Genomic DNA, 19388 nt, shown 5'->3' on the forward strand with positions numbered 1-19388 from the left:
TCAACTGCGATCAGCTACGCAGCGGCGCGGCCGGGCAGCCCGCCCAGTTGCTGCCGGCGGGGATATGTTCGCCCTTCATCACCAGGGTCAACGGTCCCAGGCGCGCATTGTCGCCCACCTTGGCGCTGTACAGCACGGAGCTGCGCGGGCCCATGTAGACGCGCTGGCCGATCTCCACGTGGTCGATCTTCATCACCCGGTCTTCGAACAGATGCGTCTGTGGACAGGTCAGCGCGTTCAATTCGCTGTAATCGCCGATGTGCACGCAGTCGAATTCCGTGATGTCCGTCGTGTCCATGTAGACGCCGCGGCCGATCTTGCAGCCCATCAGGCGGAAAGCCAGCGGCAGCCACGGCGTGCCGCGCAGGTAGCGCATGAAGTTGGGCACGGCGATGCCTTCGTACAGATTGGTCACGCCTTCCGAAATCCACACGAACGGCGTCCACATGGGCGCCGCGTGCTTGCGGTAGCGTCCCAGCAGCAGCCATTTGAACAGCACGACCACCAAAAAATTGCCGATGCCGTAGGCCAGGCCGGCAATGGCCAGGTCGCCCACCACTTCGCCCCAGCGCCCAGCGCCCGCGATCGGCATCACGTCCAGCACCAGGGTATAGCCGACGGCGATCACCACGGCGTGCGGCGCGACGATGCGGAACGCTTCGATCAGGCTGCGGCCCAGGCGGCGCAACAGCGACGGCTTGAAGGTCAGGTGTTCGGCAAAGCCGCTGACCTGTTCGCGCGCGGGCAAGTGCATGGGCGGAGAGCCGAGCCAGGTGTCGCCGCTGTGCATCTGTTCATTGCGGGGCGCATGCGTGTGCACGCCGATCAGCACGTGTTCGGGCAGTACGGTGCCGTCCGGGATATAGCTGCCGTTGCCGACAAAGCTGCGGTGCGAGATGACGGTGGGACGCATGGTCATCCAGCCGCCGTCGATCTGCTCGTCGCCCAGCATGACGGCGTCGGCGATGAAGGTGTCGTCGCCCAGGGTCAGCATGTCGGGCACGACGCCCAGGGCCGTGGAAATCTCGGCGCCCTTGCCGACCTTGGCGCCCAGCAGGCGGTACCAGTACGGCGCGTACACGGTGGCGTAAATGCCATGCAGGACGTTCAGGCTCGATTCCTGGATATGGCTGACCAGCCATTTGGCGCAATATATATTGCTGTGCACGGGCGAGCTGCCCGGCTTCAAGCGGGGCAGCGCGCCCCAGCGGATGGCGGCCGACAGCAGGGCCGTCAGCACGATCAGCACGGCGCTGGCGGGGAAGGCCAGCAGGAAGTAGCGGGCCAGCTGGGTCGTCACGTCGCGTCCCTGCAGCCACGGCATCATTTCGCGCTCGTCGAACCAGTCGATCAGCACGAAGCTGGGGAAGACGGGCATGAAGAACAGCACGGCGATGAGGACCATGCCGAAGCAGAAGAACACGGTTTCGCCCGTCAGGCGCAGGCGCGAGACGGCGGGGCGTGGCGGCTGGCTGGCAGGGTCGAACGCGCCAACGTCGCGCGCGGGAGAGCCTGTGTACACGCGCCCGGCCGGTACCGCCGCGCCATCGGCCAGCGCCGATTGACCTTCCAGGTGGCCGAAGGCGCCCACTGTGGTATTGCCTTCCATGATCGCGTAAGAGCTGATGCAGGCGTCGTTGCCGATGCTGATCTGGCCCAGCAACAAACGGCCCCGTTCGACCCGGGCGTTTTCAAAGTTGACGGCATTGCCCACGCTGACGTTGTCGCCGATGGACAGCAGGTCGGGCGCGCGCAGGGTCATCGAGCCGATGACGACTTCCTTGCCCACTTTCGCGCCCAGCGCGCGCAGCCACCAGCTATTGAGCGACGAGCCGCTGAGCAGGTAGGCGGGCGCCGATTCGACCAGGCGGTCGGCCAGCCACCAGCGGTAGTAGGTGACGCCCCACAGCGGATAGCTGCCCGGCTTCAAACGTCCGGCGATCAGCCACTTGCCGGCAATCGCAATGGCAAATTCGGCCAGGGTCGCCAACAGGAAGACGGCGATCGAGGCGGCGATGGCGCGCGGCACGGTGTCGCCCGTGTCGCCCGTGAAGAAGTGATAGGTGAAGAACGGCGCCATCCACTGCGCCATGCGCAGGGTGACGAGGCCAGGCACGGCCGCCGCCTGCGCCGCGCCGCAGATCCAGCGCTTCCACGTCGATGGCGGCGTCCATTCCGCTTCCGGTGTGGCCAGCGCGGGTGCTTCGTTCAGCACGGCGGCGATCTTGCCGATCTGCCGGTTCTGGTAAATGTCGCGCACCGTCATGTGGGCGTAGGCCGGATCGGCGCGCAGGGCGGAGGCCAGGCGTGCGGCCAGGAAGGAATGGCCACCGAGGTCGCTGAAAAAGTCCAGCTGGCGCAAGATGGCCTGGCCCGGGAACAGCTTGGCCAGCGCCGCGAACAGGGCCGCTTCGGCCGGCGTTTCCGGTACGTCCGATTCACCCGCTTCGCCAGGCGGCGGCGCGGACAGGGGCATGGCCTTCAGCGCCTTCCGGTCGATCTTGCCGGAGGTGAGGCGCGGCATCAGCGGCAGCAATTCAAAACGGCCCGGCACCATATATGGCGGCAAGTGCAGGTTCAAGGCCGCGCGCAGGGTTTTCGCGGCCAGGGCCTCGGCCGGCGCCTCGTCGCTGCCGACGATGTAGGCCACCAGCTGGTCGATGCCGTCATCCTTGCGCAGCAGGACGGCCACCGTGCCCACGCCCGTTTGCTGCGCCAGCACGGCTTCGATCTCTCCCAGCTCCACGCGGAAGCCGCGAATCTTCACCTGGTCGTCGGCGCGGCCCAGGCACAGCACCTGGCCATCAGGATCGATGCGCGCCAGGTCGCCCGTGCGGTACAGGCGCGCATCGTCGGGCCCCGTGCTCCAGGGATTGGGCAGGAATTTTTCCACCGTCAGGTCGGGCCGGCCCAGGTAGCCCTCGGCCAGGCCGGGACCGATGATGCACAGCTCACCCGTCTCGCCGCGCGCCAGCAAAGTCAAGGGATGGTTTTCCCCCGGCTCGGCCACCTGCAGCACCAGCAAGCCGTAGTTGGGCAGCGGCGTGCCGATGGTCACAGGCTCGCCGGGGCGCAGGCGCGCCAGGCTGCACGAGACGGTCGCTTCCGTGGGACCATAGGTGTTGAACATGGCGCGGCCCGGGCGCGACCAGCGCTCGACGAGCGACTCCGGACACATCTCGCCGCCCAGGTTGATCAGGCGCAGGCTCGGTACTTCCTCGGCGAACAGGGCCAGCAAGGTTGGTACGGCGTGCAGCACCGTCACGTGGTTGTCGGCCAGCGCGCGCGGCAGCGCTTCCGGGTCGCCCGAAATCTCCTTGGGCCCCAGCCACAGGGTGGCGCCCACCAGGTAGGCGATCCAGATTTCCTCGAACGACATGTCGAAGGCGACGGAAAAGCCCTGGTAGACGGTGTCGGACTGCGCCACTTCCAGCACGGCGTTTTCGCTGCGCAGGAAGTGGCAGATGCTGCGCTGGTTGATCAATATGCCCTTCGGCTTGCCCGTGGAGCCGGATGTGTAGATCACGTACGCCGGGTGTTCGGGCAGCACGGCGCCGCGCGCGGGCAGCTGTTCGCCCGGCGTGGCGGGGGCCAGCAGGCTTTCCGCCGTCCATACGGGGCGGCCGATGCCTGCCTCGGCCAGGCGCGGCGCGAATTGGGCGCAGCTGACGACACCAAAACCGTTCGCGTCATCGAGGCACACCTGCAGGCGCTCGACGGGCGTGTCTTCGTCGACGGGCAGCCAGGCGGCGCCCGCCTTGGCGATGGCCGCCTGCATCAGCAGCAAATGGGCGCCGCGCGGCAGCCACAGTCCCACGATGTCGCCGGGCTTGACGCCGGCCGCCACCAGGCGTGACGCGGCCAGGCCCGCCTGGGCATCGAGCTGCGCATAGGTGGTGCGGCGCGCGCCGTCGATCAGGGCGATTTGCTCGGGGCAGCGGCGGGCCGTCGCTTCCAGCAGGTCGGCCAGCACTTCCTCGCGCAGCAGATCCGGTCGCGGCGGGCCGTACAGGATGTCGGCGTGGGTGGAAGGGAGGCCTGGACTGACTGCGGTGAAATCGTTCATGGATGACGCTTATCTGTAATGCGGAGTGAGGAATCAGATGGGCTGCGCGTGGTGCGCGGCACAGTTGATACATTACAGCACGCAAGACATTTCAGCGTTGCAGAACGGGGAATTTTGTGAAGCTTTCAGCAATTATGTGGCTGCAGGCTCAATTGCCATGATTACGGAATGTAAAACGGGGAAACATGGCGCCGATTTGCGCCAGAACAGGCGCCGATGGATAGCCGTGCAGGGGGCGGCCGGACAGCGCCGCGTCCAGGCAGCCTTCGGCGCGGAACTGCTGCAGCACGTAGTTGTCGACGCCTTTGGCGGCCAGGGCGCTGGCCAGGGCCAGCAGCTGTTCGTCCGGCAGCAAGTCCGGGTGGACGGTGGTGCGGCACTCGTAGGCGACGCCGCTGGCAAGGATGGCGTCCAGGCAGGCGCGCGCGGGGTCGCCGCTGCCGGCCACGCGGGTCACATGACGATAGTCGGCAAACGGTGCCTTGATGTCGAAGCCCACCCAGTCGACCAGGGGCAGCACTTCCTGCAGGCGCTGCGGATAGATGCAGGCCGTGTGCAGGCCGATGCCGAACCCCAGTGTCTTGACGTCCTGCATGGCGCGCCCCAGCGCCGGGTCCATGCAGGCTTCGCCGCCGCTGAAGACGACGGCGTCGACCAGGCCCGCTCTGCGGCGCAGCCAGGTCAAGACGTCTTGCCAGGGCATGGCGCCTTCCGGCGTGCGCGCCTGCAAGTGCGGATTGTGGCAATAGCCGCAACGCCAGGGGCAGCCCTGCACGAACACCACGGCCGCCAGCTTGCCCGGATAGTCGGTGGCGGAAAAGGGCGTCAGGCCGCCCACTTTCAACTCAGCCATGGCAGGCGGGCTGGCCCACGCGGGCGCTCGCTTCCGTAAAATACTGGCGCTCGTGGAATTCGCCCTGCTTGCCGATATTGAACGAGGCGACGGGGCGGTGGTAGCCCATCACGCGGGTCCAGATTTCGCAGCGCTGGCGTTCCGTATCGAGCAGGGTGATGGCGGGAGTGAAGTGGGGACGTGCATTCATGGCGTTTCCTTGAGTGGGTGAGCGAGATCGGACTGCTTGCGGGCGATCAGTTCCGCGTCGCAGGTGGGACAGAATTCATGTTTGCCGGCCAGGTAGCCGTGGCGCGGGCAGATGGAAAACGTGGGCGTGACGGTGATGTAGGGCAGCGAGAAGCGGCTCAGCGCGCGTTTTACCAGCTCGCGGCACGCATTCGCATCCGACAGCGCTTCCGTCATGTACAGGTGCAGCACCGTGCCGCCCGTGTATTTGCGCTGCAGCGCATCCTGCAATTCCAGCGCCTCGAACGGGTCGTCCGTATGGCCGACGGGCAGCTGCGACGAATTCGTGTAATACGGATTGTCGACGGTGCCCGCCTGCAGGATGGCGGGATAGCGCTTGCGGTCTTCGCGGGCGAAGCGGTAGGTCGTGCCTTCGGCCGGTGTCGCTTCCAGGTTGTACATGTGGCCCGTCTCTTCCTGGAATCGCACCATGCGGGCGCGCACGTGGTCGAGCAGGCGCACGGCCAGCGCATGGCCTTCCGGTGTCGTGATGTCGTAGGCGTCGCCGCTGAAATTGCGGATCATCTCGTTGATGCCGTTGACGCCCAGGGTGGAAAAGTGATTGCGCAAGGTGCCCAGGTAGCGCTTCGTGTACGGGAACAGACCCTGCTGCATCAGTTCCTCGATGGTGCGGCGCTTGACTTCCAGGCTGGTCTTGCCCAGTTCCAGCAGGCGGTCCAGGTCGGCCATCAAGGCTGGCTCGTCGCCGCGCCACAAGTGGCCCAGGCGCGCGCAGTTGATGGTGACCACGCCCAGGGAACCCGTCTGCTCGGCGGAACCGAACAGGCCATTGCCCCGTTTGAGCAGTTCGCGCAGGTCCAGCTGCAAGCGGCAGCACATGGAACGTATCATGTTCGGCTTGAGTTCCGAATTGATGAAATTCTGGAAGTAGGGCAGGCCATAGCGCGCCGTCATCTCGAACAGGCGCTCCGCGTTGTCGCTGTGCCAGTCGAAATCCTCGGTGATGTTGTAGGTGGGGATGGGGAAAGTGAAGACCCGGCCCTTGGCGTCGCCCGCCATCATGATTTCGATATAGGCGCGGTTGATCATGTCCATTTCCGTCTGCAGCTCGCCATAGCTGAAGTCCATTTCCTGGCCGGCGATGACGGGAATCTGCTCGCGCAAATCGTCCGGGCAGACCCAGTCGAAGGTGAGGTTGGTGAACGGCGTCTGCGTGCCCCAGCGCGATGGCACGTTGAGGTTGAAGATCAGCTCCTGCATGTACTGGCGCACGTCCTCGTAGCGCAGGCTGTCCTTGCGGATGTAGGGCGCCATATAGGTGTCGAAGGAACTGAACGCCTGCGCGCCGGCCCACTCGTTTTGCAAAGTACCGAGGAAATTGACGATCTGGCCGATGGCGCTCGACATGTGTTTCGGCGGGCCCGATTCGATCTTGCCCGGTACGCCATTCAAGCCTTCGTGCAGCAAGGTGCGCAGCGACCAGCCGGCGCAATAGCCGGCCAGCATGTCGAGGTCGTGGATGTGCAGCGCCGCTTCGCGGTGCGCCGCGCCCACTTCCGGCGGATACACCTGGTCCAGCCAGTAATTGGCGATGACCTTGCCCGACACATTGAGTATCAGGCCCCCCAGCGAGTAGCCCTGGTTGGCGTTGGCGTTGACACGCCAGTCGCGCCGGTCCAGGTATTCATTGATGGACGCGGCGACATCGACCTGGCCGCGTGATGGAAGAACTGCATTCGTCGTCATGAAACCTCCAATAAACACAACATGCGGTGTTTTTATGGAGATTAATCACTAAATATAGTGGCGTCAAAGGGCGCGTGCAGTTGCGTGGCGAATCCTTGATGCAGGTGAAAAAAGCGTCCCCGTTTACTTTTTCGCGCGGCCCTGGCGCAGGAGGAAGCCGCTCAGGCCAAGGTAAGCGGCGCCGCAGACGGCGATGCTGACGACGGAGGCGGGCAGCACGTGCGCCCAGATTTCCCGCGCCGAGAAGGTGCTCCAGCTGGCCACGCGCGCGTCGAACGTCACGTAGTTCGCCAGCAGCCAGTAGACGGCCAGCAGGCCTGTGCAGATGGCGGCCTGGCGCAGCACGGGCATGGCGCGGCGCGCGAAGACGGCTTGCAGGAACAGCAGCAGCACGCCGGCCCAGACGCCCAGCGCCTCGGGCGACAGCACGGAGAGCGCCTCGGCGTCGTAGCCTTGCGCGGGGGCGGCCCACTGCACTTGCAGCACGGTGAGGAACAGGGTGAGCAAAAAAATCAGCAGCGGTTTGCGGGGCATGGCGGCAATCGGTGAGGGAGAAAAGTGGGGCATTTTACAGCCAGGTCAAGCAAGTTGAACGCGCGCCAGCCATGCATGCATTCCTTCACCTGCGTCAAGGACTGGGCGGTATGGGCGGGGCTATAGTCTGCACCCTGAGCCGCTACAGGACTGTGAACACCATGATGCTTGAATCAACCACCGCCACCCGCGTGGCCGGACCGCTGGAACTGGTCTGCCCCGCCGGCAGCCTGCCTGCCTTGAAGGCGGCCATCGACAACGGCGCCGACACCGTCTACCTGGGTTTTCGCGACGCCACCAATGCGCGCAATTTCGCCGGCCTCAATTTCGACGAGAAGGCCATCGCCGAGGGCGTGCGCTACGCCCATCAATACGGACGCAAGGTGCTGCTGGCGCTGAATACCTATCCGCAGCCGCACAACTGGGCCGTGTGGCGCAGCGCCATCGACCGCGCCGCGCAGGCCGGCATCGACGCCATGATCGTGGCCGATCCGGGCCTGATGGCCTACGCGGCCCAGCACCACCCGCAACTGCGTTTGCACCTGTCCGTGCAGGGCTCGGCCACCAACTACGAAGCGATCAATTTTTACCATGAGCACTTCGGCATCGCCCGCGCCGTGCTGCCGCGCGTGCTGTCGATGGCGCAGGTCGAGCAACTGATCGCCAAGACGGAAGTCGAGATCGAGGTCTTCGGCTTCGGCAGCCTGTGCGTGATGGTCGAAGGGCGCTGCGCGCTGTCGTCGTATGCGACGGGCGAGGCGCCGAACACCCACGGCGTGTGCTCGCCGGCGAAATCCGTGCGCTGGCTGGAAACGCCGAACGGTCTCGAATCGCGCCTGAACGGCGTGCTGATCGACCGCTACGCACCGGGCGAAAACGCCAGCTATCCCACCCTGTGCAAGGGACGTTTCGAAGTCAACGACGAAGAGTATTACGCCATCGAGGAGCCGGCCAGCCTGAACACGCTGGCGCTGCTGCCGCAGCTGATCGCCATGGGCGTGCGCGCCGTGAAGATCGAAGGACGCCAGCGCAGCCCCGCCTACGTGGCGCAGGTGACGCGCGTGTGGCGCGAAGCGATCGACGCCTGCCGCGACGGCAATGCGCGCTACGCCGTCAAGCCGGCCTGGATGGCGTCCATGGACAAGCTGGCCGAAGGCCAGCAGCACACCTTGGGTGCCTACCATAGATCTTGGAAATAAAGGATGAACATGCTGAAGCTTTCTTTGGGGCCCTTGCTCTACTACTGGCCGCGCGCCACCGTTTTCGAGTTTTACCAGCAGATCGCCACCACGGCCGTCGATATCGTCTACCTGGGCGAAACTGTCTGCTCGCGCCGGCATGAAGTACGCCTGGCCGACTGGCTCGATATCGCCGACATGCTGGCCGCCGCCGGCAAGGAAGTGGTGCTGTCGACGCAGGCGCTGATCGAGGCGGGCGCGGAACTGGCGACCCTGCGCCGCATCACGGGCAATGGCCGCTACGGCATCGAGGCCAACGACATGGGCGCCGTGCACTGCATGGAAAAGGGCACGCCCTTCGTCGCCGGTCCCCATCTGAACCTGTTCAATGGTCCCAGCCTGCAATTGCTGGCGCGTCTGGGTGCGCGGCGCTGGGTGATGCCGCTGGAAATGGGACAGACGGCGCTGGCCGAGATGCAGCGCCAGAAACCGGAAGGGCTGGAGACGGAAGTTTTTGCCTACGGCCGCATGCCGCTGGCGTTTTCCGCGCGCTGCTTCACGGCGCGCAACCGCAACCTGCCGAAGGACGATTGCGGCTACAGCTGCCTGGAAGAACCGGACGGCCTGCTGCTGCGCACGCGCGACGAAGTGCCGTTCCTTGTGCTCAACGGCACGCAGACGCAGTCGGCCCTCGTTTACAACCTGGTGCGCGAGCTCGACGCCATGCGCGATATGGGCGTATCCGTGGCGCGCATCAGCCCGCAAGCCATGCATACGGAACAAGTCATCGCCATCTTCGACCGCGCCCGCCGCGGCCAGGTCAGCGGCATCGGCGCCCAGGCCCAGCTGGCCGCTTGCCAGCCGGCCGGCGCCTGCGACGGCTACTGGCACGGCCAGCCCGGCATGGAACAGCACCAGCACGCCGCCCATTGAACGCATCGAAAGGAAGCACATGCAAGATCAACTGGAAAGATTGCCCGTCCCGGCCAAGCCTCCCATGAGCAAGCCGGCCGTATCGTACCGGCTGCCCGAACCGCTGGCCGAATTGCTGTCCAAGCTGCCGCCGTATCCCGCCTCGTGGCTGTTCGTGCAAGGCTTGAACCGCCTGCTGGCGCCGCAATTGCCCGACGACGTGCGCTGCAGCCTGGAAGGGCGCAGTCTTCGCTTGCGCCTGCTGGACGCGGGCATCGCCTTCGATTTCGAGTGGCAGGGAACGGTGTTCGTGGCCGAGCGCTATGTCGACGTGCCGGACCTGTGCATCGCCGCCAGCGTGCATGACTTGATGCTGCTGGCGCGGCGCCAGGAAGACCCGGACACCCTGTTCTTCAGCCGCCGTTTGAGCCTGGAAGGCGATACGGAACTGGGCTTGCTGTTCAAGAATACGCTCGACGCCATCGAGTTGCCGCCGTTCGACCTGCAGGCGCTGGGACCGCGCCGCGTGCTGGCGCATCTGCGCGACCGTGGCGCGCGGGGAGGGTAAGCGGGAAGGTGGCGGCGCGCAGTGGCGGCACTCAATGGCGGCAGTGGCCGCAGGCGCCGCTGCATGAGGCCAGCTGTTCTTCATCCGTCGCTTCGCCCATGAAGCCGGCGTCGTTGACGGCGGCCAGCAGGCGTTCCTGCGTGGCCAGCTTTTCGTCGAATTGCACCGTGGCGCCGTGGCGCGCCAGCGAGACGCAGACGGTGGCCACGCCCGTGACGGCTTCGAGCGCGCCCGTCAGCCTGTCGGCGCAGCCTTCGTGATCCATTCCAATAATATTCAAGCGCGCTGTCTGCATGGGTTCCTCTTGTTTTTCAGATAAAAAAACAGCGTAGGCGAGGGGCGTGCATGCCGTCCAGGGCAGCACGCAGGATTTATTTTCTATTTGCGGTTTTATTGATCTGGATTAATTCCGACCCCTGCTGTCCAGCCTGGAAGCGCTGTTGTTTTGTACACAGTTTCCATATTCGAGTCGACAAGCGTGCTCTGCTGCGTGATACTGTCATTCTGATAAGAACGCTGATGAAAGCGCTGGAAAGGAGGGTCCATGCAGCGCCGCCCCCTGCTCAAGCTTGCCGCCCTGTGGCCGTTGGGCGCCGCCGCCGCCGGCAAGTCGTCGCCGCTGCCGCTCGTGTATCCGCGCCACCAGGCGATTGATGATCCGCAACAAGGCTATGTGACGGCCTTGCTGCAACAGGCGCTGGCCCGTTCGGGCCAGGCCTATGCCTTGCGCCGCTCCGCGCTGCGCTGCGCATGGTGCAGACGCGCGCCATGCAGGAAATCGCCACGGCGTCCGGCAGCGTCGATGTCGTCTGGACCATGACGAGCCGCGCGCGCGAAACGCAATTGCTGCCGGTGCGCATCCCCATCGACCGCGGCCTGATCGGCTGGCGAGTGGCCCTGATCCACGCGCGCCAGCCGCAACTGCTGCGCGACGTGCGCAGCATCGCCGCACTGGCGCGGCTGTCGGCCGGCCAGATGCGCGACTGGCCCGACTCCGTCATCCTGCAGGCGAATGGCTTGCGCCTCGATACTTCGAGCACCTACGAAGGCCTGTTCCAGCAGCTGGCGGCGGGGCGCATCGACTACTTTCCCCGCTCCGTGATCGAGGCGCAAAGCGAGTTGGCCAGCCATGCGCCATTGCCGCTGGCGCTGGACACCCACCTGGTCATCCGCTATCCGGCCGCGCTGTACTTTTTTGTCGGCAAGCACCGGCCGGAACTGGCGCGCCACATTGAAATCGGACTGGAAACCATGCTGGCCGATGGCAGTTTCGCGCAGCTGTTCCAGCGCCATTTCGGCCGCCTCGCGCAGGGCCTGAAGCTGTCCCATCGGTACGTGCTGGAATTGGCCAATCCCGACTTGCCGGAAGAGACGCCGCTGCTGCGCAAGGCACTTTGGTACCGTCCAAAACATTACTAATAGTTTTATTGATCAGTGTCAAACAAGCGCTTCAATCGTGCGTACGATGTTTGATGAAACGCAAGGCGAGTTCAACAGAACACCTGTTGACACTTGTAAAATTTTCACCGAACATAATTCCACGTTGCAACATTTTGCAAGCACAAGCTGCCATGGCAATTGTCGTGCAGGACCCGTGCGCCCGTTCAAAAGCCAGCCGCCGCCAGCCGCCGAACGCTCTGTTCCCTTGTAACCATCCGTTATCTTTTCGAAGGTTTGCCCATGCTCGAGTCGATCACGTCGGTATTGCACCAAGTGCCGGAACTGGCCCTGTTCCTGGCGCTGGCGTTGGGCTATGCGGTAGGGCAGATACGCTTCGGTCCCATCCAGCTGGGCGGCGTATGCGGCACCCTGATCGCCGCGCTGCTGATCGGCCAGCTGGGCATCACCCTGGACGCCAGCGTCAAGAACGTCTTCTTCATGCTGTTCATCTTTGCCCTCGGCTATGCGGGCGGTCCCCAGTTCTTTGCCAACCTCAACGCCAAGGGCTTGCGCCTGGGCTTGCTGTGCCTGATCGAAGTGGTGGTGGTGCTGGCGCTGGTGCTGCTGGCCACGCGTTTCCTGGGCCTGGACCAGGGCACGGCGGCCGGCATGATGGCGGGCGCGGCGACGGAATCGGCCGTCGTCGGCACGGCCACGGACGCCATCTCGAAGCTGGCGCTGCCGGCCGCCCGCATCGCCGAGCTGCAAGCCAACGTCGTCACCGCGTATTCCATCACGTACATCTTTGGCTTGATCGCCATCGTCATCGCCACCAGCCAGATTTTTCCGCTCCTGCTGCGCGTCAACCTGCGCGAGGAAGCCGATAAATTGTGGGAAAAGATGGGCGGCGCGCAAACCGATGGCGACGGCGTGCAGGCCACGCCGGAAATGGTGGGCCGCGCCTATCGCATCAGCCGGGGCGCGGGACGCCGCCTCGATGCCTTGCAGCATATTTTTGCGGGCCGCGCCAGCATCACGCGCGTGCGCCGGCATGGCAAGGTCTTGCCGCTGGAACCGGCATTGCGCCTGCGCAATAACGACGAAGTGCTGGTGATCGGCCACCGTCCCGCGCTGGTGGCGGCCGAAGCCATCCTGGGCGAGGAATTTGCCGACACGACGGGCTTGAACATGGCCGTCTCCGCCGTCGAAGTGGTGCTGCAGCAAGCCGCGCTGGTGGGCCAGCCCTTGCGCCAGCTGGCCTTGCCCACCGGCGTGCACGTGGCGGCCGTCGTCCGCGGCGAGCACAGCATGCCACCCTTGCCCGACCTGGCCCTGCAGCGCGACGACGTGCTGCGCCTGTACGGCACGACGGATGGGCGCGAACTGAACACGGCGCTGGCCGCCATCGGCAAGCGCGTGCCCACGGGCGACCGCAGCAATATCGTCTACGCCAGCATCGGCATCGTGCTCGGCGTGTATATCGGCGGCTTTAGCGCCAGGCTGGGCGGCATTCCGTTTTCGCTCGGTACGGGCGGCGGCGCCTTGCTCACTGGCCTCGTGTTCGGCTGGTACCAGGCGAGAAAACCTGGCATGCCGGGCATCCACCCCAGCGCGCTCGACATGATGAAGGATATCGGCCTTGCCACCTTCATCGCCTGCGTGGGCCTGGCGTCGGGACCGCAGGCGATCGAGCTGGTGCGCCAGTACGGCCTGTCGCTGCCGCTGATGGGCGTGTTGATCGCCGTCGTTCCCGCCTCGCTGTCCCTGCTGGTGGGCCACTTTTTCCTCAAGCTGGAAGCGCCAGTGCTCCTGGGCGCCATCGCCGGCCAGCAGTGCAGCACGCCGGCCCTGTCCGCCGTGCAGAACGCGGCCGGCAATTCCACGCCCTTGCTCGGCTACACGATTACGTATGCCATCTCGAACGTGGTGCTGCCCCTCTTGGGGCCGCTGATCGTGGCCCTGGCCGGCTCCGTCCACGCGTGAAGCACGCAAGAGCACAGGCAGTAAAGAATTCCTTCAACATGAAAGGCGGTCCGCATGGAATGGTTGCATGAGTTATTCAAGAAGTCGCCTGAAATTGCCTTGTTTCTCTCCCTGGCAGCGGGTTATTACATCGGCAAGATCAAGTTCGGCTCGTTTCAGCTGGGCGGGGTCGCCGGTTCACTGCTGGTGGCGGTACTCGTCAGCCAGGTGGGCGTCGCCATCGATCCTGGCGTCAAGTCGGTGCTGTTCGCGCTGTTCATTTACGCGGTCGGCTATGAAAGCGGGCCGCAATTCTTCAATTCGCTGGGGCGCCAGTCCGTGCGCGAAATCATCCTGGCCGTCGTGCTGGCCGTGACGTCGCTGATTACGGTGGTCATCCTGGCCAAGGTCTTTAGCCTGGACAAGGGCCTGGCGGCCGGCGTGGCGGCGGGCGGCTTGACGCAGTCGGCCATCATCGGCACGGCCGGCGACGCGATCACCAAGCTGGGCCTGGCGGCCGAGGAAGTGGCGCGCTTGCAGGGCAACGTGGCCGTCGGCTATGCCGTGACGTATGTGTTTGGCTCGTTTGGCGCCATCATCGTCTGCGTCAACATCTTGCCAAAGCTCATGGGGCGTACCATCCGCGAAGATGCGATCAAGGCGGAAACGGCGCTGCAAGCGGGCGTGCAGGTGCTGGGACCTGGCCAGACGCCGGCCGCGCCTGACTTGATCGGCCGCATCTACGACGTGGGCCCCGGTGCCGGGCGCTCCGTGGAAGAGATCGAAAGCGCCAATCCGAACACGGCCATCACCATCGAGCGCGTGAAACGCAATGGCCAGATCATCGACGTCAGCCCGGACCTGGTGCTGGCGGCCGACGATATCGTGCTGCTGGTGGGCCGGCGCGAAGCCATGCTCAGCGTCTCTTCCCAGCTGGGCAAGGAATTGCTTGCCGTCGAAGGCATGGAACTGGTGATGCAGCGCCGCGACATGGTGCTGACCAACAAGGCTTACCACAACAAGACGGTGGGCGAAATCCGCAGCGCGACGGCGCCGGGCGTGCGTCACGGCATCTTTGTCGTGCAGCTGAGCCGCATGGGCAAGATACTGCCCATGCAGGCGGAAACCGTCGTGCAGACGGGCGACGTGGTGACCATCTACGGCGCCGAGCAGGACGTGAAGCGCGTGGCGGCCGAAGTGGGCTATATGATCGTGCCGAGCGCCAAGACGGACTTCGTCTACATGGGTGCCGGCCTCGTCGTCGGCCTTCTGGTGGGCTTGCTGGTGGCGCGTATCGGCTCGATTCCGCTGACCCTGGGCAGCGGCGGCGGCGTTCTGCTGTCGGGCCTGGTATTCGGCTGGTTCCGTGCCAAGCGCCAGACGTTCGGCTACATGCCCAGCGGCGCCGTGCAAATCCTCAAGGACCTGGGTCTGGCCGGCTTTGTTGCCGTCGTCGGCCTCACGTCCGGCCTGCAAGCCGTGCAAACCGTGCGCGAACATGGCCTGACCCTGTTTGGCGTCGGCGTGGTGGTGACCATCCTGCCGATGATTCTGACCATGCTGATCGGCCGCTACATCTTGCGTTATGACAACGTGGCCGTGTTTGCTGGCGCCTTGTCCGGCTCGCGCAGCGCCAATCCCGCGTTCGGCGAAGTGCTGAACGCGGCGCAAAACTCGATTCCCACCGTACCGTTTGCCATCACGTATGCCTTGGCCAACGTTTTCCTGACCTTGCTGGGGCCGCTGATCGTGGCCTTCGTCTGAGTCTGCAAGAACCCTGCACATTGTCTGTCAATAAGGAGTAGCAAAAATGGATTTCAGTAACCCAAGCAAACTCGCCCTGTTGAGCCCATTCGAATTGAAGGATGCGCTGATCCAGACGGCCAAGCAAAGCAACCGTTTGATGCTCAATGCGGGCCGCGGCAACCCGAATTTCCTGGCCACCACGCCACGTCACGGCTTCTTCCAGTTCGGCCAGTTCGCCATGACGGAAGCGGAACGTTCCTATGTGTACATGGACGACGTGGGCGGTTTCCCCACGCGCGACGGCATCGAGGCGCGTTTTGAAATCTTCGTGCGCAAGCATGAAGGCAACCCGGGTGTGCATTTCATCGAGGCGGCCGTGTCGTATGTGCGCGACCAGCTGGGCTTGAGCGCGGGCGACTTCCTCTACGAGATGTGCGAAGCCATCCTCGGCTGCAACTATCCCGTGCCGGACCGCATGCTGCGCCTGTCCGAGAAAATCGTCGGCCAGTATATCCACCGTGAAATGGTGGGCGACCATCCCTTCGTCGGCAACTTCGACATGTACGCCGTCGAAGGCGGCACGGCCGCCATGACGTATCTGTTCGCCAGCCTGAAATCGAACCACATCATCCAGGAAGGCGACACGATCGCCCTGGGCATGCCGATCTTCACGCCGTACATCGAAATTCCACAGCTGAACGACTACAAGCTGAACACCGTGCACATCGATGCGCCGCAATCGAACAACTGGCAATTCACCAAGAAGGAGCTGGACAAGCTGCTGGACCCGAAAGTCAAGGCCTTCTTCCTCGTCAACCCAAGCAACCCGCCATCCGTCAAGATTGATGACGAGACCCTGGAATACATCGCCAAGATCATCAAGAAGCGCCCGGACCTGATCATTTTGACCGATGATGTGTACGGCACCTTTGCCGACAATTTCGTCTCGCTGTTCGCCATTTGCCCGTTCAACACCATCCTCGTGTATTCGTTCTCGAAATACTTCGGCGCGACGGGCTGGCGCATGGGCGTGGTGGCCACGCATGAAGACAATGTGCTCGACGCCAAGATTGCCAAGTTGCCGGAAACTATCAAGAAGCAGCTCGATGCGCGCTATCACTCGATCACGACGGAGCCGCGCGCGCTGAAATTCATCGACCGCCTGGTGGCCGACAGCCGCACCGTGGCGCTGAACCACACGGCCGGCCTGTCCACGCCCGTGCAGGCGCAGATGACCTTGTTCTCCCTGTTCTCGCTGATGGATGAAGAGCAAAAGTACAAGCAGTCGATGAAGCGCATCGTGCTGCGCCGCAAGGAAGCGCTGTACCGCGAACTGGGCTTGCCGATGGTGCACGACGCCAATTCCGTGCGCTACTACCATCTGCTGGACATGGAGTCCCTGGCCGCGCAAATGCATGGCGTGGAGTTTTCGCAGTGGCTGCTGAAAAAGCTCAAACCGAACGAAGCGCTGTTCCGCCTGGCCGAGGAAACGGGCGTCATCCTGTTGCCGGGCCGCGGCTTCGGCACCACGCACCCGTCCGGCCGCGTATCGCTGGCCAACCTGAACGAATACGACTACGCCAACATCGGCCGCGCCATCCGCAACATGGCGTCCGAGTTCTTTGCCGTGTTTGAAAAGGAAAAAGAGAAGGGTGGCAAGAAAGCGAAGAAATAATTAGTTTGGTAAAGGCTTGACCGCAACGGGCGTCCCGCAAGAGGCGCCCGTTTTCATGTGCCAGTCCCGGTAACCAATAGTGCAGGCTGGAATGGACATCCATAGATATAATTGCTATTGTGAAAGTATAAACATGGCAACCCCGTGCTTTCCCCTCATTCATTGACTGGACGCTACATGGGCAGATTGCAAGGACACTTATCATTATTGCTGGCCAGCGCGCTGGGCGCGGCCATGCCCGCCGCGGCGGAACCGCTGACCTTTAACGAAGCGCTGCAACAAGCGGCCAAGGCTTCGGGCACGGTGCAGGGCGCCGCGCTCGACGTGCGCGCAAAAACACTGAAGGCGGAAGCCTTGTCGAATATCGACGGCCCGTCCGTGGACTTGACGGCGTTTCGCGGCCGTTTGTCGACGGATTTGAATATCGATACGAGCGGCCTGTCGGGCATCGTGGGCGGCATCGAATCCGTGCTGCCGGCGATACCCGGCTTGCCCACGCCGCATATTCCCAATTCCCTGAACCGTGAAGTGGTGACGGATTTGACGTCGTTCGGCTTGCTGGGCATGTGGCCCATCTACACGGGCGGGCGCCTGGACGCCGTCAAGGGCCTCGCATCGAGCCTGACCCTGGCCGCGCAAGCGGAGCGCACGGAAGCGGAAGAGCAGCTGGCCACCCTGGTGGCCCAGCGCTATTTCCAGTTGCTGCTGGCAAAAAGAGTGGTGGCCGTGCGGGCCGAAGTGACGGCTGGCGTGACGCAGCACCAGCGCGACGCGGCCAGGCTGGAAAAGGGCGGCCTGATTTCGCGGGCGGAACGCCTGCGCGCCGACGTGGCCCTGGACAGCGCTCGCAGCGACGAAGCGCAGGCCCGCAGCGACGAGGAAATCGCCCAGGTGGCGCTCGACCGCTTGCTTGCCGTCAACACGCAAGTGCTGCCCAGCACGCCGCTGTTCGTCAACAGCTTGCCGGTCGGTACCTTGCAATCGTTCATCAGTACGGGCATGCGCGAAAACGCTAACTGGAAAAAGATCGACAGCAAGCGCGTGCAGGCCGAGCAAGCCTTGAAGCTGCACGGCAAGGAATACGCGCCCACCGTGTTTGCCATCGGTAACTACAATTTGAACCGAGGCAATGAAAAGCTCGTGCGCTCGAACTGGGCCATCGGCCTGGTCGTGTCCGTGCCGCTCGTGCACCGCATCAATACGGGCAAGATGATCGCCGCCGCCAAGCTGGACCAGGAGCGGGTGGAGGTGGTGGCGCGCCAGGCCGAGCGCGACATTCCCACCCTGATCGAAAAGAACTGGCGCGCGCTGGAAAACGCCCGCATCCAGTATCTGTCAACGGCCTCGTCGGTGGAACTGGCGCGCGAAAATATCCGCCTGCAAACGGTGGCCTTCCAGCAAGGGCAAGTGACGTCGCTGGAAGTGGTCGACGCGCGCCTGAACCTGGCCAAGGTCGAAACCCAGCGCGCGCAGACTGCCTATAACTATGTGATGGGGCTGGCGCAATTGCTTGAAGCGACGGGCGAGACGCAGCGCCTGGGCAGCCTGGCCGCCGCGGCCGATATCCAATTACCTGTGGACAAATAATAATGAGTACCTCCAAAAAACCGTTGGCCATCGGCGCCGTCGCCCTCGTCATCCTTGTCTTGGCTTTCGTTGGCTGGGGCTTGTACCAGGCATTCCAGCCGCAGCGCCTGCCATTGCAGGGGCAGATGGATGCGCAGGAAGTCAATGTCTCGTCGAAAGTGCCGGGGCGGGTTGGCGAGCTGTACGTCAAGCTGGGACAGACCGTGCCGAAAGGCCAGATATTGTTCCAGCTGACGAGTCCGGAAGTGGATGCGAAGATCGCGCAAGCGACGGCGGCCACGCAAGCGGCCGACGCCGTGGCGCAAAAGGCGCAAGCCGGTGCGCGTCCGGAAGAAGTCGCAGCCGCCAAAGCCAACTGGGAGCGGGCCCAGACGGGGGCGACCATCGCCAAGACGACGTACACCCGCGTCAACAATATGTACGAGCAAGGCGTGATCGCCCTGCAGAAACGCGACGAGGCGCAAGCCCAATGGCGCGCCGCCGACCAGCTGGCGCAGGCTGCCCGCGCGCAATATGACATGGCGCAAAAGGGCGCCCGTCCGGAAGACAAGACGGCCGCCGCCGCCCAGGCGCGCCAGGTGGGCGCCGTGCTGACGGAAGCGCAGATCGCCCTGGCCGAAACGAAGATCGCCGCGCCTGTGGCGGGGCAGGTCAGCAAGATCCAGATACAGCCGGGCGAACTGGCGCCGCAAGGTTTCCCCGTGATCACCCTGGTGAACCTCGACGACGCCTGGGCCGTGCTGCAAGTGCGTGAAGATGAAATGGCCGCGTTTGCCATGGGCAGTACGCACACGGCCAATGTGCCGGCGCTGAAACAGCAGGTCAGCTTCAAGGTCAGTTCCGTGGCCGTGCTGCCGGACTTCGCCACGTGGCGCGCGGCACGTCCGGGTGGCACGGATTTGCGCACATTTGAAATCCGCTTGCGTCCCGCCATCAAGGTCGAGGGTTTGCGCCCGGGCATGTCGGTCGTCTTTCCACCGCTCTGATACTAG

16 protein-coding genes are annotated in these 19388 nt (G+C 64.1%); 10 read left to right on the forward strand and 6 right to left on the reverse strand.

What is annotated here, in order from left to right:
- Positions 1-10 precede the first annotated feature (10 nt).
- From ASN89_RS00510 to ASN89_RS00530, 5 genes are all read right to left on the reverse strand, one after another.
- On the reverse strand, positions 11-4066 hold the full coding sequence (locus ASN89_RS00510; protein WP_058047896.1) for a Pls/PosA family non-ribosomal peptide synthetase: 4056 nt from the start codon (positions 4064-4066) through the stop codon (positions 11-13).
- Positions 4067-4214: 148 nt separating this feature from the next.
- Positions 4215-4919, reverse strand: coding sequence for an anaerobic ribonucleoside-triphosphate reductase activating protein (locus ASN89_RS00515; RefSeq protein ID WP_058047897.1), 705 nt, complete (start codon positions 4917-4919; stop codon positions 4215-4217).
- Positions 4912-5109 carry an anaerobic ribonucleoside-triphosphate reductase gene (nrdD, locus tag ASN89_RS29645; protein WP_058047898.1) on the reverse strand — a complete coding sequence of 66 codons (198 nt, stop codon included), beginning with the start codon at positions 5107-5109 and terminating at the stop codon, positions 4912-4914. The genes ASN89_RS00515 and nrdD overlap by 8 nt, the downstream gene beginning before the upstream one ends.
- Positions 5106-6854, reverse strand: a complete 1749-nt coding sequence (locus ASN89_RS00525; protein WP_058047899.1) for a ribonucleoside triphosphate reductase — start codon at positions 6852-6854, stop codon at positions 5106-5108. The genes nrdD and ASN89_RS00525 overlap by 4 nt, the downstream gene beginning before the upstream one ends.
- A 123-nt stretch (positions 6855-6977) precedes the next feature.
- Positions 6978-7388: a hypothetical protein gene (locus ASN89_RS00530; protein ID WP_046683616.1), complete on the reverse strand. Its 411-nt coding sequence runs from the start codon at positions 7386-7388 to the stop codon at positions 6978-6980.
- Positions 7389-7549: 161 nt separating this feature from the next.
- On the opposite strand from ASN89_RS00530, the gene ubiU reads away from it, so the two are divergent.
- Genes ubiU through ubiT form a run of 3 tightly spaced genes read left to right on the forward strand, consistent with a single transcriptional unit; the run spans position 7550 to position 10046 of the window.
- Positions 7550-8587 carry a ubiquinone anaerobic biosynthesis protein UbiU gene (gene ubiU, locus ASN89_RS00535; RefSeq protein WP_414842496.1) on the forward strand — a complete coding sequence of 346 codons (1038 nt, stop codon included), beginning with the start codon at positions 7550-7552 and terminating at the stop codon, positions 8585-8587.
- Positions 8588-8596: 9 nt separating this feature from the next.
- Positions 8597-9499, forward strand: a complete 903-nt coding sequence (gene ubiV / locus ASN89_RS00540) for a ubiquinone anaerobic biosynthesis protein UbiV (RefSeq protein ID WP_058047996.1) — start codon at positions 8597-8599, stop codon at positions 9497-9499.
- Positions 9500-9518: 19 nt separating this feature from the next.
- On the forward strand, positions 9519-10046 hold the full coding sequence (gene ubiT / locus ASN89_RS00545; protein ID WP_058047900.1) for a ubiquinone anaerobic biosynthesis accessory factor UbiT: 528 nt from the start codon (positions 9519-9521) through the stop codon (positions 10044-10046).
- A 31-nt stretch (positions 10047-10077) separates the two neighbouring features.
- On the opposite strand, the gene ASN89_RS00550 is transcribed toward ubiT, so the two are convergent.
- A complete protein-coding gene (locus ASN89_RS00550) occupies positions 10078-10341 on the reverse strand; it encodes a heavy-metal-associated domain-containing protein (RefSeq protein ID WP_046683619.1) in 264 nt (87 codons plus the stop codon).
- 249 nt (positions 10342-10590) lie between these two features.
- Between ASN89_RS00550 and ASN89_RS00555 the strand changes: the two genes are divergently transcribed.
- From ASN89_RS00555 to ASN89_RS00585, 7 genes are all read left to right on the forward strand, one after another.
- Positions 10591-10866: a hypothetical protein gene (locus ASN89_RS00555; RefSeq protein ID WP_058047901.1), complete on the forward strand. Its 276-nt coding sequence runs from the start codon at positions 10591-10593 to the stop codon at positions 10864-10866.
- Positions 10815-11465, forward strand: coding sequence for a substrate-binding periplasmic protein (locus tag ASN89_RS00560; protein ID WP_058047902.1), 651 nt, complete (start codon positions 10815-10817; stop codon positions 11463-11465). The genes ASN89_RS00555 and ASN89_RS00560 overlap by 52 nt, the downstream gene beginning before the upstream one ends.
- 261 nt (positions 11466-11726) lie before the next feature.
- Positions 11727-13409, forward strand: a complete 1683-nt coding sequence (aspT, locus tag ASN89_RS00565) for an aspartate-alanine antiporter (RefSeq protein ID WP_058047903.1) — start codon at positions 11727-11729, stop codon at positions 13407-13409.
- Between the two features lie 54 nt (positions 13410-13463).
- Positions 13464-15152: an aspartate-alanine antiporter gene (gene aspT / locus ASN89_RS00570; RefSeq protein ID WP_058047904.1), complete on the forward strand. Its 1689-nt coding sequence runs from the start codon at positions 13464-13466 to the stop codon at positions 15150-15152.
- A 46-nt stretch (positions 15153-15198) separates the two neighbouring features.
- The gene (locus ASN89_RS00575; protein ID WP_058047905.1) at positions 15199-16809 is read left to right on the forward strand and encodes a bifunctional aspartate transaminase/aspartate 4-decarboxylase; all 1611 of its coding nucleotides are present in this window, start codon (positions 15199-15201) and stop codon (positions 16807-16809) included.
- Positions 16810-16986: 177 nt separating this feature from the next.
- Positions 16987-18396: a TolC family protein gene (locus tag ASN89_RS00580; RefSeq protein WP_058047906.1), complete on the forward strand. Its 1410-nt coding sequence runs from the start codon at positions 16987-16989 to the stop codon at positions 18394-18396.
- A gap of 2 nt (positions 18397-18398) precedes the next feature.
- A complete protein-coding gene (locus tag ASN89_RS00585) occupies positions 18399-19382 on the forward strand; it encodes an HlyD family secretion protein (RefSeq protein WP_058047907.1) in 984 nt (327 codons plus the stop codon).
- The last annotated feature ends 6 nt before the right edge of the window (positions 19383-19388 follow it).

Origin of the sequence: Janthinobacterium sp. Ant5-2-1, from assembly GCF_001445815.1 — a bacterium.
GTDB classification, from domain to species: Bacteria; Pseudomonadota; Gammaproteobacteria; order Burkholderiales; family Burkholderiaceae_D; genus Janthinobacterium; species Janthinobacterium lividum_E.